Source organism: Halogranum gelatinilyticum (assembly GCF_900103715.1).
GTDB lineage: Archaea > Halobacteriota > Halobacteria > Halobacteriales > Haloferacaceae > Halogranum > Halogranum gelatinilyticum.
Map to the genome: position 1 here is coordinate 56,134 of NZ_FNHL01000005.1, position 16,936 is coordinate 73,069.

The window sequence follows — 16,936 nt, forward strand, 5'->3', positions numbered from 1 at the left end:
TCAAGACGAAGCCACCACCCACCATGCCTGACCCAGACGTGGATTCGCGGGAAGAGCTCCCCATCGAGCGTGGCTTCCCCATCGAGCAAGTGAATGACCTTGCTGACCGCGAAGGGCGGGCTAAACTCTACTACCGCCCTCTTTCCACGATGCACAAATGGTGGGCTAGACAGCTTGGGAGCGTCTTCAGAGCGATTTCGCTCTACACATTAGTCGACGACCCGTCTTCAGTCGACGTCCGAGAGCCCGGAAAAGAGGAGATGAATCTCTCTGATTTCGCGGAGGGTACTGAGAAATCCTCTACCGAAGCTGATCTCTCGCAGCTCGTCGATGCCGTCAGTCTACAAAATCCCGACGCTCTCTGGAGTCTGTATCCGAAGGACGTCGGCGTGAGCGACAAGACCGTCCTCGACCCGTTCATGGGTGGCGGAACAAGCCTCATGGAAGCGATTCGGTTCGGTGCAGACGTCACTGGCGTCGACCTGAACCCTGTCGCGTGGTTCATAACGAAGAAGGAAATGGAGGCCCACGAGATAGACCCTGATGAGCTTCAACAGGCCTTCGAGGATGTGCGGGATGAAGTAGCAGAGGAGCTCAAATCGCACTATCAAACAGCGTGCCCTCACGACGACGCCCATGTCGCTGATATCATGTACGCGCTCTGGGTACGGAAGTTAGACTGCACGTCTTGTGGTGAGACGATCCCTCTGTTCAAAGACTATCGAGTTGCGAACGGACGATACGAAAACGACGACAAGTACAACGTCTACTGCCCCGAATGCGAGTCGGTCTTTTTGACCGATGATTACCGGTCTGAGTCGACCTGTACGGAGTGTGGGCATGAGTATATCCCAGCAAACGGGCCGGTGTCACGTGGGGGTAACTACGGCTGTCCCTCCTGTGGACTCAAATACTCCATCGTTGATGCTATCGCTGACGGTCAGTCTTACTCTGAAGACCTCTACGCTATCGAATACTACTGTACGAGCTGCGACGACGAAGGGAAAGAACGGTCGACCGTCAAGGGCTACAAAGCGGCCACTGACGAGGACTTGGCCCAGTTCACCCACGCGAAGGACCAGTGGGAGGCTTCTGAGACGCTAGGTGAGTATGCACCTGATGGTGATATCCCTGAAGGAGCCATTACAGCTGCTTCTCGGATCAACGGCAACGACGTGTTCAGCCACGGCTACAAAACGTGGCAGGATATGTTCAACCCACGTCAACTCTACTGCCTCTCCACCCTTCTCTCAGCAATAGATACAATCGAAAATCAGCAGATCAAGGAGTATCTGCTCCTTGCGTTCAGTGATTCACTCATGTTCCAGAACAACTTCGCTCTCTACAGTATATCTGGAACAAAGATCGAGGGCATCTTCAGACAGAATTCGTACACGCCACTTGTCGAATACGCTGAAAACAACGTCTGGGGTACGAGGGCTGGACGTGGGACATTCCAGAACACATGGGAGAAGATTGTCGACGCCGTCGAGTTCGCTCACTACCCAACGGAACGGTATCTGGAAGACGGGGAGCTCAAGCAAACAGACCCGTTCGAGACCCCTGTTGGTGGAGACTACACCCTACTGCAAGGAGATGTTCGAGAAGTCGATCTCGAGACGGACTATGATGCCATCATCACTGACCCACCGTATTATGACAATGTGATCTACTCTGAGGTTTCAGACTTCTTCTACGCATGGCAACGGCTCCTCTTAGCTGATGAGTACCCTTGCTTTGACGCTGAAAACACCCCTCGACAGAAGAGTGTCGTCGCAAACCCTGCTGTGAATAAGGACGACACCAGCTTCGAGGCAGAGATCAAACAGTCGTTCTCGCGATTGCGAACGGTGTTGAAGGACGATGGCGTTCTCGTGTTCACGTACCGTCACGGAGGGAAGAAGTCCTGGGGAGCGCTGTTACAGTCGCTGTGCGATGAAGGGTTTGACGTCACAGCAACGTATCCGATTTCAGCAAACCTCAGCGAGTTCGTAATGGGGGAGGGACTCAGTTTCAGCGTCATCGTCGTTGCTCGTCCTGCAGGAAAGCGCGAACCAGTTAGCTGGTCCTCTCTACGGCGACGAATGCACAGAGAAGCACGTCAGGCCCGAGAGAACATACGAGAGGGTCAAACCCTATCTGAGGGAGACATCAGTGTTGTCGAGCTTGGCCGATGTTTCCGTGAATACTCCAAGCACCACAAAAAAGTTCATCGAGAAGGGGCCGTGATGAACGCCACCGAAGTCGTTGAACAAATATACGATATCATCGCTGGAGACGTCACTCCTGACCAGATTTACCTCGATCTATTAGCAATGGAAGCACCCACGATCGAGGATGTAACCCGCCTCTGCCGGGGTACGAACGTCAAACCCGCTGACCTACGTAGCCGGGCGCTTTTCGATCCAGAGCCCGAATTCAAATTGGCTCGATGGGACGATGAGAAACGCCTCGCCTATCTCAAGGAGAAGACTGTGGACTCGCTCTCTGCCTTGGAGAGAGTACAGCTCCTTCGGTACGAAGCGGCTCAAGAGACATCGACGATAGAGAAACTTCGCGGGATGGAAGTCACTGGGGCGATGCTCGACGTAGCAACAGACCTTGCGAATCTCACTGGTGATGAGGAATATCGTCGGCTCTTGAGGGACTAACGTATTTCACACCCCAGTGAGTCGTTCAGAATGACATGAGTGACATCGACGCGGTTGCGGGTATGTACAATATCATCGTCAGTAGTGAGCGAGAGTCTGCAGAGTACCGCGTCCCCGTCGAAGAGTTTGTTACAAAGTTGGAGAACAGGAATCTCCCCAACGAGATTTGCGTAGCCGGACTTGAGGATGTACTCACAGAGAATGAAGAGCTCCGTAACCGCCTAGTCTCGACAATGCGGCAGGAAATGGATTATCTCAACAGTCAACGTCCTCTTCCAGCGATCCAATTTGTCGTCGACGGTGATTTGCAAGGTGCTGGTGACTCGTATGAAGTAGACATTGATGGGGAGTTCTACTCACTCCAACCTGTATTCGGTCGCCAGATCAAAAAGCGAGACTCGGGCTGGCTTGTCGCTCCGCTCCGAGTGTAGGCTCGTCACATCTCACATCAGTGCCCACGGCCCTTCTGTCTCCACTGTAACATCGTCATCTGTCGAACGAATGAAATACAGTGTGACCGTCCCGTGTTCGGCATTCCCATCTGGAGAATAAACGGGCACGCACGTTGTCTCGTGTTGTGGGTACCGCGGGTGGTCTTCTTCGTCCGTCTTCTGGCAGGCATCCTTGATTCGGGACTTCGTCCAGCGCCCTTGGTCATCTAACTCGGGTTTGTTTGGACCATATGACGAGAAGACGATTGCAGAGATGACTCGATCTGCGAACGTGGCAGCGTTACTGATGCTGAACGGCCCACTCGTTTCGTGCACCCGCGATAGATCTCCTTCTGAAGTCCCACTAAGGCATAGGTGGCCACTGGAAGCTGCATCGAAGGCTTGGAGTTCAGGATATCTGAGAGCCAGCGTGTCCAGAATGTACTCTTTGATTAATCCCCGATACTCGTCACAGCTAAATTCGCTCTCGGGCGAGATGACTTGGATTTCAGCGTCAGTGTACTGGACCGGGAGCCGAACGGGGCGATACTGTGGGCACAAGAAAGCCATTCGGTTACTTTCGGTGAGATATGCGTATGCAAACATCCGCGACCGCGAGTCTGAGTCGTTTATCGGATTCTTCCCTTCCTGGTAATATTTTGAATCCAATACTGCGAGGGTTTCTTCTGCGTTCACCAGAAGGTGATCGGGTTCGTGGCGAGCATCGGAGTTCCCTTCGAAGGGATAGATCGGATATTCCGGTTTACATTTGACCCCCGTCAATTGGTCGAGGAAGTCGATCTGCCGGATAGACTCTATCTCCCTGTTGAGGATTCGATGTGAGTAATCCTGAAACAGCGTGTTCATGCTCAATGCATAATCAACAAGCAATTCCTGTGGACCGCCGCCTGCTTGACCAAGCAGCGTTGACGAGAGTATGGACTGAGCCGTATGGAATGCCCGTCGGTAGTAGTGCCGTTGTCGCGGAAGGTCGTGAAGAGACAGACGTCGATATTTTCCAATATGCTTCTGGCTGCTTCGAATATCCATCTCTTCCATCCGTTCCACCTCTTGATGCACCATCGAAAGAAGGATGTCCTGCCGGGGGTGGCGATTTCCTACTCGGTCTTGCTGGAGAAGTCGGAGGAGGAGTTTCCCCGCCATATGGATAGCCGAGTTCACAAGATCGGAATACTCGATCTCTGTCTCAACCCATGACGGGGCTGGATTCCCGGTCGCGTGGTTCATCAGAGTTTGTTCGACGTCCACAGAGCCGAGTCCATGGAATCCGTTCCGCCGACGGATATTGAGATTCCGAATAAACCCGTTGCGACGAATTGTCCGGACACCGTGGACGTAGTTGATTGCCAGTATCGCAATAATGCGAGTCGACTCAACGCCGCTGGAGAGTATTTCGTCGAGAGGGACTCCGAAGTATGATTGCGTTCGGTCGATGTCGTAGACGGTGAGGAGCATCTCGAGCACGTGCTCCCAGTCAACTTTTGGCTCAATCTGGACGCTCATGCCGGGTACCAGTCTGACGATTCCAACCACGTCCGAGGGTTTGACGTGGAGCTTGTCGTCGACGACCCGCACTGAAAGTACCTGAAGCGAGCTCGTGTCCGGTCTTCTCCCACTCTGTCGAGACCGAAGTCGCGGGCGCTTCTTTACGAACTTGCTCCCTTTCCTGACGAAGTTGGCAGCGCGAAGCTCCTCCTTAATCGTGGTTGGATCACACTCTTCGACGATGAGCTTCTTACTCTCCTGGACCGAGCACAGGGGAGTTCCGTAGTCGTGCCGTACGGCATCACTCATAGGCGCTGACGCCCATCTCGCGTTCCTCAGCTTCTGCCTGGCGCTCTGCGAGGTCGACCGCTGGACTAAGGTCGAATGCCTCGAACTGATCGTCGAGAGTTTCGTAGTGACTAGCTAGGCGATTGATCTGGGGGAGAGCTGCAGTATTCAGCAGCCGAGGTGTGATGTACGTCGCGAACGCTTGACCGACAGCGACCGCCTCTTCGCCGACATACGGACCACCGCTCCCGCAGGCGTGTGTGAGGAACTCGGTGACGTCTCTGTAATGCATTGGTCCGAACTCCATGATGCCGTTCTCGCCCGTAGTTGTGGTTCCCTCGTTTATCCCCTGATGATGGCGCTCGAAGAGTTCTCGAAGCTCGTCGGTGTCGATATCTACCTCTGAACCCAGCTTGCCAATCCACCCTTTGAAGAGTTCAGACCGCTCTTCGTCGCCGTACCGGCTGAGTTCAATCATGGCGAATCGACGGGTGATTGCGTTATCCAGCTCATTCACCGTGCGGTCCGACATATTCATCGTACAGATTATCTTGACGTCGTCGTTGAGCGTAAGCGGGGTTCCGTCTTCGTCCTTGAAGATAACCTGTTCTTCGTCCTCGATGGCAGTGTACAGAGGGCCGAATACCTGAGAGATGTCTGCTCGTGTGATCTCGTCGATTATCACTCCCCAGTTGTCATGATACTCGTTGGCTTTCTGGATCCCCTGTGAGACGCAGCCCGCTTGACGGTGGTACTGTATCTCTCCCCCCTCCGTCTCTGGTTGGATGCTCCCAGTAATATCTGCAGGCGTCCACGTCGGAGTTGCGGTATGGATAGAGTAGTCAAGACAAGTTTCTAATGCGAGCTGCTTTGCGAAGTAGGTCTTCCCAGTTCCAGTTGGACCGTATAGGACGATTGGTTTTCCGACCTTGATCGCAGTCAGAGCGTTCTTCCTGACTGTATCGGGAACAAGCGGCTCGTTGAGATTGTAGTTTCGTTGAGCGACGGTTTGCTTGACATCGAATGGGGTCGTCCGAGACGTCAGCAGAGCCTGCGTAACGACGTCACTATCACCAGAGACATCTCGGTCGACGGTGAGTGATTCGACTAAGTACCGTAACGCATCTGGATCGGATGTCTCTTCGATAAAATACTCCGCAGTTGAGGCCGAGCCAAGAATAAAACCGCTATACTGCTCTGCTTCCTCACGATCAAAGTTCTTCCAACTCGGCTTCCCACTACTCATTATCTGGTGAATGTCGGGGGGCACAATAAAACAACATGTGCTACGGAAATCACGTCTGAGAACTTTTCGCCGACGGACTGGCCTTCCAGAAACGTGCATTACTATGTGGCTTACGCGGATAGAGGTAATCATCGATGACGTTTGATCCGGACTCGATCACCTCTGGACACTCCCTGATTCAACGACTTGATGAATACAACCCATGGTGGGAACTCGGGAGAGAGGCATCAACGTCCGGTGAATTCTCGTCGCTTCGGAGCACGTTCTATCGATCGTACAACGCACTCCACGAAGGAGAAGCTCGGTTACTGTCCGCAACTGGGTCAGATGGTGTTGGGAAGAGTCGCCTCCTTAGCCAGCTGATTGCGGCGCATATCGACCCAAACTTCGTCGAGAAGTTTTTTCGCGACTCGAAGAGCCGTGAACTGGCTCAATCAAACTTAATTCCTCCATCAAACGTTCTCTACATACCACTTCGAGACGACCCAGTATTTCAGCTACACCCGGAAGAACAACTCCGGGCAGCTGTCGACCACTTCGAGACACACGTTTTTCGACAACACCAGTCTTCCACTCACTACCTGTTCTTTGATGATCTCCACGTCGTTGAAAGACCCAACAAGCGTGGCAATCAAGAGGTGGGTCGCTGGGAACAGCTGCTAACCGAGTTACTGGATGAACACGAGGAGCGCCGAATTGTTTTTTCAGGCCTCTCAATGGAGGACGTGAGAAAGCGATTAGCGTCTGTCACTGTAGGTGGCTCGAACCATACGATACCTGGCAATCATTTTGATGTATATCCTCTCGGGTTCGGTGATTTTCTTCGTATGCGATACCGTGATATCGAACTTGCACCGGCTTCTGAGCGCTTTGATGAGAAGTCAGCCATGGCGGCGATTCAGGAAGGTGTTATTCAAGCAACCCCGGATACAATCGTCTCGGAGCTTATTTCGCAAGAATCCGGATCAGTCATCGACTCCTCTACCGCTCGGCGAGAGATTGCAAATTACTGTACTACAGGGGGGACTGTCGCACTTCGGATTGCCCAGGAAGGAATCTCACTAAACGATGACCGATTCACCGACGTGATTCGGAGTCGTGGGAATGTCGATTTCGATAGCATACAGCGGAGAACGCTCGACGACTTCAGAGACGACCTAATCCGCGCCGCTACGTATCTGGGAGGGGTGAAGGACGCATCTGGCTTAGAGCGATTCTGCGCTCTCGCCGCACATGAACACCCGATCGATGACGTCTCGTTCGATGACTTGACTGCGGTACTTAACATCGACCGCAGAACACTCCGTGACAAGTATCTTAGCAACCTCTCACGGCTCCACCTCCTCTCGCCAGCGCAGGAATACGACAACCAACGCCCTCGCAAGATTCGATTCTACCTCCGGAACCCAGGGATTACCAATGCGTTCTGTCAGAACGACCTCAACGATGTCCTTCGTCGTCAGCCTGGATTGGACGAAGCTCTCGCAAAGGCGGTCACATTCGACCACACCGTTCGATTATCAAGCGAATTGAACCATATCCACGACCCGAAACGAGGCGTCATCAAGTTCTGGGTGGGGTCGAAAGGGACGGTCGACTTCGTTCTCAAGATCAATGGGACACCCATTCCGATCCTCTGGTCATACAGTAGAGGTTTGGACGAACTCTATCATAGCACAGACACACCTGGGTTTGACGCACTACAGGAGTTCCTCGATGGGGAGGCATATGCCACCGAGAGAGACAGAGTTGACGAACTACTGTATACGTCCGTGACGAACGAATTTGCTGAGCAGCGACGCAAGTATGTCCAGCAAAACGAGTATGCTGGCCGTCTGGATGACGATGAGGCCCTAGTCTACGACAGCGAACCTCCGTTTGGAATCGTATTGACGAACGCAAGGGATGCGTTGGAGCAGGGAGTCTACGTAATCGAAGCTGGCTCAAAGCCAGTCATCCAAATCCCGCTCTGGACATATCTGCGGCTCTCTCGGTGATTAATACACTCTCTGACCGCTCTTCGACGAAATTAGACACGTAATTCGATACTGCACAACCTATTTGACGACATACTGTTTCGCTTGACACATGGACGAACAGGACCTCGTTGATATCGAGGTCACGCACGGTGATCCAGACGACGTTATCGACTCATATTCGTCTGGCATTGCAGATTTCTCTTTCCACCGGCAGACAGTCATCGCGAACCGTTTGCTTGCAGGACAGCCCGATACTGAACTGCGGTCTCTCATTGGCGTCGACGAAGAACAGGTCAAGCTCCTTGAACACCAGGTCAACGCTGCCCACCGAGCCCTCTTTGAAATGGACGGTAAAGCGCTTCTCGCGGATGAAGTTGGTCTTGGAAAGACAATCGAGGTTGGTATGATTTTGAAGGAGATGCACTACCGTGAGACCGACGGTTCAGTGTTGATTCTCACCCCTGCACAGTTGGCCAAGCAGTGGCAGGGTGAACTTCGAGAAAAATTTGGAATGGAGTTCGTCTGCAACTATGATGACGAGTTTCAAGGATTCGGTGCTCACGACCGAATCATCGCAAGCATTGACACCGCGAAGAGTGAGCGTCACATGGCTTCGGTGCTCGCCCGAGACTGGGACGTCCTTGTACTAGACGAAGCTCACTATGTGAAGAACGAGGAGACTGACCGATACGACCTCATCAAAAAACTCAGGTACGACTATGCGTTCTTCCTCACGGCGACACCTATTCAGAACGAACTTACAGATCTCTATAACATCGTCTCTCTCCTCCGACCTGGTCTGTTCGGTAGTCGCGACACCTTCCATCAGTACTTCGTGAACAGTAGTCAGCAGACGCTCGTGAACCGTAGTGAACTCCAACGTCGTCTGGGGCAGGTGATGATCCGCAACAAGCGCGCGGACACAGATATCGATTTCACTGAGCGGATAATCGATACACGGACATTCGAACCCAACGAGGCCGAACAGGAGTTGTACGAAGCAGTTACTGACTATGTGCGCGCAGCGTATACTGAGGACCAAGGCCAGAAATTGGTCCTAATGCTCCTCCAGAAAGAGGTAGTCAGTAGTCCTGCTGCACTAGAACAGACCGTCCGGAAGAAACTCGACGATCAGCAAGAGATCACACACGACGATGAACTCGAAACGATTCTCGACAAAATCGATGCTGTAGAGAGCGTCACAAAACAAGAACGGCTGTTCGATATCGTGGAGGAAGTTCGGGAACGTGTCGAGATGGGCCGAGTGATCGTGTTTACACAGTTCCGTCCAACACAGCGTCAACTCCTCGAAGCACTGGACGAGCAGGGCTACACGACGCACGCCTTCCATGGTGGGCATTCAAGCCAAGAGAAGGAAGATATCGTCGACCAATTCCGTGAAGATGGCGGCGTCCTCGTCTCGACAGACGCAATGAACGAGGGGCGAAATCTTCAGTTTTGTAATATTATGGTGAACTACGACCTCCCCTGGAATCCGATGAAGGTGGAGCAGCGTATTGGACGCATCCACCGTATTGGCCAGAAACGGAAGGTGTATATCTTTAATATGGGACTGAAGGGGACAATTGAGGAGTACGTCCTCGAACGACTCTATCACAAGATAGATCTCTTCCAGCAAACGGTTGGTGAACTGAGTACGATTCTCACACGTATGGAGGACTCTGGAAAGACATTTGAAGATGAGATATTCGATCGGTTAGTTAACGCCGGGTCGGAAGTCGATCTTGAGAACGATTTCGACTCAATGGCCATCGATTTAGAGAAACAGCAGGATCTCTCACAAAAGGTGGAGCAGTTCAACAGTGGTGTTTTCGAGGGATTCGACCTGGGGGCCGACGATGACTGATGCAACCCACGCTGTGACCCAATCCGCTATAGAAGCTATTGCCCGAGAGTATCTGAAAGGTTTGGGGGGTACGATTCGAGAGGATGGTCGACAATGGAACGTTTCCTTACCGGCTCACGTTGATGTCGAGTTCAGCGATAGGAGCGAGTTTGAGATAGTACTTGATAGTGAGGAATCGGAAACGGAGGAAGCGTCACGTCTTCTCACCCCCGAGAGCGAATTTACTCAGCAACTCCTCACTGAAGCGGCACAGATGGCTACTATTGGAGAGGTTGCACTGACTGCTGATACCATCGACCGTAACTACACTCCCCCATCGTGGATTACCGCAGGCGATTCTGAAGTGATCGATGCCACGTTCACTCCGTACTACGACAAGACTGCCATTTGCTTATTCGTGAAGGTAGGCGTTGAAACCGTCAGTAAGTATCAGACGCAATTTCTCGAAGCCGTTGCTGTAGATTTGGAGTCAGAATCGATTCTTCCACGGATTCCTTCGATTCTGCTGTCCAAGTTCTTCGCACCACGAAACGTTCCTCGAGTAGACTTGTCAGTCGATGCAGATCCATCAGTTTCGTCTGAGAAGCTCACAACGGTGATCACAAGTGGGCAGGAGTATGCGGTAGAACACTTGGAGGGCGATATTGATGAGCTCAGACGGTCAGCATCTGAATCTGCTGGCTCGGAGTTTGAAGAATACCGCCAACTCCAAGAACAACGAATACCCGAACTCCAGAACGAAATTAACTCGATAGCCGATCGTATCCAGAAATTGGCGGATAAAGTAGATACTGCGGACTCTGAGCAACAACGAGTTGAGGCGCTAGAGATGCGAAGCGAACTCAAAGCAGAGAAACAACAAGCCGAAGCCGAACTTAGTGAGATTTTACAGGAGAAGGAAAGCGGGTATTCACAGAAAAAAGAGGACATCTACGACCGACACGCTATCGAAGTAATAACATCTCCCATTGCAATTACGTTCGTGAGCTACGAACGCGGAGAGGCTGAGTTTACTATTGGTAATGGGAAAGGGACCGCAGCTCTGCGAGCACCGTACGCCATTGGTGCTGGCGTAACTGAAGATGTTCGGTGTCAAAACTGCTCTGAGACACTTTCAGAATCGAATCCAGTCTGTGTGACGAGTGACGGACAAAAATGCCAAACCTGCCGGTAGCAGTCACCCTTCCCGACCGAGATCTGAAAAGGTAGGAATCGACTGGGTCACCTGACAAGTAACGTATATTTGAGCAGGGAGTGAACATCTTCTTGATTCGAATTTGGGTGGACTCTAGAGATGCCTTACCTCGGCCTCATTGACGACCGGAAAGTAATCCCTCCACAGGTAGACGATGGAGCTACTGTCACCTGTCCAGTTTGCAGCGGCCCCATGTCGGTTGTACAATCTCATAAGCGAGGTACTGCTTTCATTTCTCGACATTTCCGACACCACGACAGAAATCAGAACACCTCCCAACGGGTATCAGGACAGACAACACTTGCAGACCTGAACAGACCTGGTGTCTGTCCTGGAGAATCTGACGAGCATCAGAAAATGAAGTCGATTGCGTATGCTCGACTGGAACATGATTTCCCTGACGCTTCTGTTGAACTAGAGTCCGGAGTAGAGAATCGGATTGCAGACGTACTCGTGACGTTTGACGAACCCCAATCACCGTATGGGAGAGGAATCGCAGTCGAGGCGCAGTACCGAAACCACGGGAAAGATATCGAGACAGTCACCGAGCACTATCTCGAACGTGGGTTTAGCGTTGTCTGGCTTGAGGAAGATGATTTCACCAGCCACGATGTTGATCTCTCGGGCATTCTAACCGTCTGGCCGTATGCTCTCCCTGACAGGGTTGGTACGGAGGGTTATTCAGATGTCATCCGGTGGTTGTGGCAGGACAAATCGCCTCGTGTTGTGATGGAGATCCCGATACCTGCAGATTATTGGGCTTCATTCGACAAAAGCGGTGAGTGGATTACAGTGGCGCAGTGTCGCCTTCGTCGACGAGGTCGGGCATGGGCGACTGTTTCTCGATCGCCTACTGGACACCTTACGTTTCAATTGGGAAAGAAAGAATTTGGCTGGAACGCCGACTCGCATCGAGTCACAGTGCAAGTCGAGAGAAGCGATTGTGCAGAGTTACGAGAGTTTGTAGATAAACTCCAGCATCAGGGATTCGGCTCAGAACGACCGCCTGAGAAGGAACGAGACCAGCCGTGGCATGACTTAAGCACTGCATGGTTGGCAGGGTCTCCGAACGTCACTGCGTGGCTGTCTGCGTCGCTCTCTTCAGATGGAAACGTCGTACTCACTTTGGGGAAGAAGCATCCAGTAAACACGGAGACTGTAACCGTCCAGATAGACCGAACCGCCGTTAACAAACTTCGACACCTGGTTGATCTACTGGAGAGGGCATTCGAATTAGAGTACGGATAGCTCGCGGGGATGCAATTTTATTCGCAGAATGAAGACTATTTCTCAGTTAGATGGAGGAATCGCCAGATGAGCGGTCTGAGACGTTATCACAGATTGACGAGGTTCTCTCCGTTCAGCAGCTCAATCAGCGTATCTCGGACGTCGTAGACATGTCCGAACTACTTCAGGATGTTCGCGTTATAGTGAATCACGAATCTCGGCAGGAACAATGCAGCCCTCTACTTCACTCTCATCGTCGGTACACGTGGATCTTAGATGCTATTGGATAAATTCAATTTCCACATCGCCGTTCTCCGCTCCGCCCTCGTCGAAACCTCCGCTACAATCTGGGATGAGTTACTGGTTCCCCGTTTACGGTGGAATCCAGCTCGTGTGGTCGCGGAGAGTTGTATCAGGTGCTTCCATCGTCGCACCGCACTTAGGGCAGTAATCTTCGATCGCGTCCTCATCGTAGAGATAGTGATCGCACTCGGGAGGGCTGGCTTGGAAATACACGTCGTCCCAGTCGATGTCTGGTTCTCGACCGTAGAGACAGAAAGTACTGTGTCCTGAACGCCCTCGATGATTGGTCACTATCCGAACGGGACAGTACATACACTCACGGAGTTCGATTAGCGGCTGGTCGGAATGGTTTGTCCAGAGCGTCTCTCGGCGTCCCCATTCGTGAATCCCCTTCGGACCCCAGCATCGCTCTATCTCTGGTCGTGTCGCAAGCAGTTTCTCCACCTGCGCGGAATGGTACTGACTTCCTGCCCACTTCGAGAACGGGTCTCGGTCGTACTCACGGATAATCGCGTTTTTGAGTGCTTTCAGGGGAAAGTCGGGGCCGTACTCGTCGCTCGCGGTGTAGGTGTAACTACCATCGGGTTCGTGGACCCTGCGTAGCTCGCAATCCTGGCCAGCACAGATATCGTACGTGACTAGATCATCCTGGCCGCGGGGGTGGGCATAGGGAGGCACTCGTTCCCACGCGTGCTCGCCGTCGTAGAGGAGCGATTGGCAGTTCGTATGTCGGTGGGACTTGCTCGTCCGCTGGGAATATCCAGCGCCGTCATCACGTTCGAACTCGCCACTAATCGTGTCGTAGTCGAACGTATCGAGTAGGATTGTGCCTGCGCGAATCCAGACAACGGAGAAACCAGCTGCCAAGTAGTCGTGCGTAACCTGCTGGACGTTCTTGTTCTCGTGGCTATGCTGCACCTCAACGGCGAGTCCCTCCCCGAAGTAAGGGTTCCAATCGTCGAACGTCGCGAGGACGTCAGCACGGCGTTCAGTCACAGGTGTCGGCACTTCAGATACGTCGACGTCCACCTCTGTCTCGACGTCGGCACTTTTCCCGAACTGCTGGTGTAGGGCGACTTCGGCACGGGCGACTGCGCGTTCGTGGGTCTCCGACTCGCCGCCGTTCGAGCAGTGTCGCCCGGTGTCGTCTGATACGTGGTAGAAGTGTCGAGACTTCCCCGGCGCGGATCGTGGGTACATTTTCCCACCGCACACTGGGCAGGTGACGGCTTCTCCATTGTCGATAATGGCAGGGACGACCGGGCGACCGTCACGGCGACCGCGGAAAGGCATATCGGCAACAAACATCTCGGTGAGCAAATAATTTCTCCCAGTCAGAAGGTCCGAACAAGGCGGAACTGGTTAAAGCGGGTCCTCGAGGCCGCAGGAGATACAGCGCATACAGCCGTCTTCACGTTCCCAGATGTGGTCGCAGTACTGGGGGTCTGTAGTCGTCATCTCAGAGAAATCCTCGAACGGGTCATTTGAGATGATCTCTTCTCCCTTGTGCTCTTTGAGGCGGGCGCCACATCGACATCTGTAGCGATTCTCGCCACGGGGCTCCCAGACGTGTTGATGATCTTCTTTCTTTTTCTCCTTTTCTCGCTGTTCAAACGCCGCTTGAGCAGTTCTGTCAGCAAGGTCAGAACTCGTCTTGATGGTTGACTTATCGTAGATGTACGCCTCTACAGCAGTGTCTTTCCAGCGCTCAAGCCGACAGTGGTTGCAGAAATCTCGATCGTGGAGGTCACTCCCTCCGTATTTCCAGGTATGGTTACAATCCGGATTCGGGTCAGTGAAGGTAAGGGGTTCAGAGTTCACGAACCGCTCCAAATACTCCTCAGGCGGATCGATTTCCGGAGGATCTGCCCACGAAGCTGCGAAGGCGGTCTCAGCCTGTTGGTCGAATGCGACGACCATCTCCTCAATACGGAATCGGTCGTTGCTAAAATCGTCAGGGCTGGCCCAGTAGACGCTATATCCGGCTGAGAGATAGTCGTGTGTGACCGCGTCGAGGTCTTTCTCTTCGTTTGCGTATTGCACCTCAACGATCAACCCACGCCCTAGATAGTCGTTTGCGTCATCAGAGGGAAACTCAACGATGGCATCAGCACGGCGAGAATCAGCAAGCGTCGGCGTGTTGGAAACTGCAACAGTACCTTCGGGTTCACAGCGAACATATTGGTCAAAGTGTTGTCTCAACGCCGAGACTGCAAGTGATTTCATCTTCCGGTGAGGGTCCGATTCTCCTCCGGAGCAATTGGCAGTTGAGGTTCCAGAGGTTGCAGTAACGTGGTAGAAATGGCGAGCTCGGCCATCGTCAAATGGGCCCCGCGGTCGCATTGTCCCGCCACACCCTGGACAGACGACGTCTGTCCCGTCATCTACCTCTTCTGGAAGAACTCTATTGTCTTCTTCTTCAACAGAGGGTTGGGCGATGAAGGGCATCGATTCCTATCTCATCACTTCATTCGTGATTTAGAAATAACCTTCCTCTCCTCTCTGTCAAGCTTCAATCTCATACGGGTCAAACTTCTGGGCTCAATACGAGCGTGAGTCCCAGCAAAGCCTCAGTATCTGTGACCCATAGCTTACAGTATGCCCCATTGCCCGAATTGCGGAAGCCGGGTCAAAGCAGTTCACCACTACTGCGGATCCTGTGGACAGGCGTTATCCGATCTTGCAGAGTCGGAATCCGATCCACCGATGGCGGTAGATCGAGCAGGGTTCCTGTCGATGCGTTCGCTTTCCTACGTCAATGAGCTGGTGGGTGGAGAGCGAGAACTCGATCATGACTCAGTCTCTTACACGCAGTTATCTCGGGATATACGCGCTGCATTTGCTGATTTCGCTCGATTGGCGATGGTGACCGATCTCGATCTTCTCCACCTATGGGCTGCTGGTTCGAACACGGATGCGCTGAGTATGTCCGTCGAGGACATGAACAGCAATCAGTTCCGGGACTGGCTTGCTGCCATTGGGCTGGGCCGAACTCTCCGGATGTACGATGATGCGCTCCACACCGAATTCGAGGACCAGTTCAACAACAGACTACAGAAACTGATTGAGGTCGCGAATGAGGAACTTGATGACGATGAGATCTCTGAGTAGTTCTATGCCACAAGAGCAGTGAGGTTTCGTATTCTCGAAGGTACCTTTTTGAGGGTTCTTGTCGGAAATTAGAAGACGTGTATGACGGATGCACCGGATACCGAACGGCAGAGAGCTGAACCCGATACGAGAGAGGTCCTCAGCGTTTCACAACTGAACGACCGGATTGCGTCTGTCGTCGAGGAGGCGCCAGCTCTTCACGGTGTCCGCTGTATCGGAGAAGTCACTAACCTCCACCAGAACAGTACTGCGCTCTACTTCACCCTCACCGACGGCAACGCCGAACTTCCCTGCATGATTTGGGCGAACCGCTACCGAAACATGGACGCCGACCTCGAGGACGGAACAGAGGTTATCCTCGAGGGCGATATCGACTACTGGACTGAAGGAGGGAAAATCGACCTCAAACCGTGGGAGATCAGGGTAGTCGGAGAAGGGGAACAGGCGGCCGCAGTCAAGCGACTGGAAGCAGAACTAGCGGAACGTGGCTGGCTCGATGATGAACACAAGAAAGACCCACCGAGATTTCCTGACCGAGTCGGCGTCGTCACTTCCCTCCAAGGAGATGCACGATACGACATTCAGGACTCGGTCCACGGTCGAAACCCCACGATTGACCTCTTAATCAAGGATGCGAGCGTCCAGGGACCGAACGCGCCGACGTCACTCGCAAACGGAATCCACTATCTTGACCGCAACCAGGACGTCGATTCCATCATCGTGGGTCGAGGCGGCGGAAGCGACACCGACCTGATGGCGTTCAACCACGAGGCTGTCGCAGAGGCCATCTTCACGTCTAACACCCCGGTTGTCGCCGCCGTCGGTCACGCAGAAGACCGGACAATAGCAGGACGCGTTGCAGATCGAAACGCGATCACGCCGACCGACGCTGGGGAGTACGTTACTGCTGACGTGGAGCAGTTCCTCTCTGGCGAGGTGGACGGGCTAGAGCAAGAATTGGAAGCCGCCTACGAGTCGTTCAGGCGGGAGTTCGAACACGAAAAAGAACTGGAGCAAGCCGCTGCGGAGGCGGGTGGGCCACCAGGGATGAGCCCGGCCTACTATAAGGCAATCATCGCGGTCCTCGTCGTGCTCCTGCTGGTCGTGGTCGGATTGTGGCTGTTCACGTAAC

Annotated in this window: 12 protein-coding genes; 8 read left to right on the top strand and 4 right to left on the bottom strand. The window is 53.1% G+C overall.

Annotated features, from left to right (window positions below; all coding sequences use genetic code 11):
• The first annotated feature begins 23 nt into the window (after positions 1-23).
• Both BLR57_RS15900 and BLR57_RS15905 read left to right on the top strand, forming a co-directional pair.
• A complete protein-coding gene (locus tag BLR57_RS15900) occupies positions 24-2,651 on the top strand; it encodes a DUF1156 domain-containing protein (protein WP_089699188.1) in 2,628 nt (875 codons plus the stop codon).
• A gap of 35 nt (positions 2,652-2,686) precedes the next feature.
• Complete coding sequence (locus BLR57_RS15905; RefSeq protein ID WP_089699190.1) at positions 2,687-3,082, top strand: DUF8076 family protein; 396 nt, start codon at positions 2,687-2,689, stop codon at positions 3,080-3,082.
• 12 nt (positions 3,083-3,094) lie between these two features.
• On the opposite strand, the gene BLR57_RS15910 is transcribed toward BLR57_RS15905, so the two are convergent.
• Positions 3,095-4,897, bottom strand: a complete 1,803-nt coding sequence (locus BLR57_RS15910; RefSeq protein WP_089699192.1) for an McrC family protein — start codon at positions 4,895-4,897, stop codon at positions 3,095-3,097.
• Positions 4,890-6,122 carry an AAA family ATPase gene (locus BLR57_RS15915; protein WP_089699194.1) on the bottom strand — a complete coding sequence of 411 codons (1,233 nt, stop codon included), beginning with the start codon at positions 6,120-6,122 and terminating at the stop codon, positions 4,890-4,892. The genes BLR57_RS15910 and BLR57_RS15915 overlap by 8 nt, the downstream gene beginning before the upstream one ends.
• Before the next feature lie 134 nt (positions 6,123-6,256).
• Here BLR57_RS15915 and BLR57_RS15920 point away from each other — a divergent pair, with 134 nt between their 5' ends.
• From BLR57_RS15920 to BLR57_RS15935, 4 genes are all read left to right on the top strand, one after another.
• A complete protein-coding gene (locus tag BLR57_RS15920) occupies positions 6,257-8,119 on the top strand; it encodes a DUF4143 domain-containing protein (protein WP_089699195.1) in 1,863 nt (620 codons plus the stop codon).
• A 91-nt stretch (positions 8,120-8,210) separates the two neighbouring features.
• Positions 8,211-9,968, top strand: a complete 1,758-nt coding sequence (locus BLR57_RS15925; RefSeq protein WP_089699197.1) for a DEAD/DEAH box helicase — start codon at positions 8,211-8,213, stop codon at positions 9,966-9,968.
• Positions 9,961-11,142, top strand: coding sequence for a hypothetical protein (locus tag BLR57_RS15930; RefSeq protein ID WP_089699199.1), 1,182 nt, complete (start codon positions 9,961-9,963; stop codon positions 11,140-11,142). Before BLR57_RS15925 ends, BLR57_RS15930 begins: the two co-directional genes overlap by 8 nt.
• Before the next feature lie 474 nt (positions 11,143-11,616).
• Positions 11,617-12,411, top strand: coding sequence for a hypothetical protein (locus BLR57_RS15935; protein ID WP_244510061.1), 795 nt, complete (start codon positions 11,617-11,619; stop codon positions 12,409-12,411).
• Between the two features lie 351 nt (positions 12,412-12,762).
• On the opposite strand, the gene BLR57_RS15940 is transcribed toward BLR57_RS15935, so the two are convergent.
• Together BLR57_RS15940 and BLR57_RS19050 are read right to left on the bottom strand one after the other, a co-directional pair.
• A complete protein-coding gene (locus tag BLR57_RS15940) occupies positions 12,763-13,986 on the bottom strand; it encodes a competence protein CoiA family protein (protein WP_089699203.1) in 1,224 nt (407 codons plus the stop codon).
• Positions 13,987-14,055: 69 nt separating this feature from the next.
• On the bottom strand, positions 14,056-15,141 hold the full coding sequence (locus BLR57_RS19050) for a competence protein CoiA family protein (RefSeq protein ID WP_139173378.1): 1,086 nt from the start codon (positions 15,139-15,141) through the stop codon (positions 14,056-14,058).
• Between the two features lie 258 nt (positions 15,142-15,399).
• On the opposite strand from BLR57_RS19050, the gene BLR57_RS15950 reads away from it, so the two are divergent.
• Together BLR57_RS15950 and xseA are read left to right on the top strand one after the other, a co-directional pair.
• Positions 15,400-15,804, top strand: coding sequence for a hypothetical protein (locus BLR57_RS15950; protein WP_089699207.1), 405 nt, complete (start codon positions 15,400-15,402; stop codon positions 15,802-15,804).
• Between the two features lie 81 nt (positions 15,805-15,885).
• The gene (gene xseA / locus BLR57_RS15955; RefSeq protein ID WP_089699209.1) at positions 15,886-16,935 is read left to right on the top strand and encodes an exodeoxyribonuclease VII large subunit; all 1,050 of its coding nucleotides are present in this window, start codon (positions 15,886-15,888) and stop codon (positions 16,933-16,935) included.
• Position 16,936 lies beyond the last annotated feature (1 nt).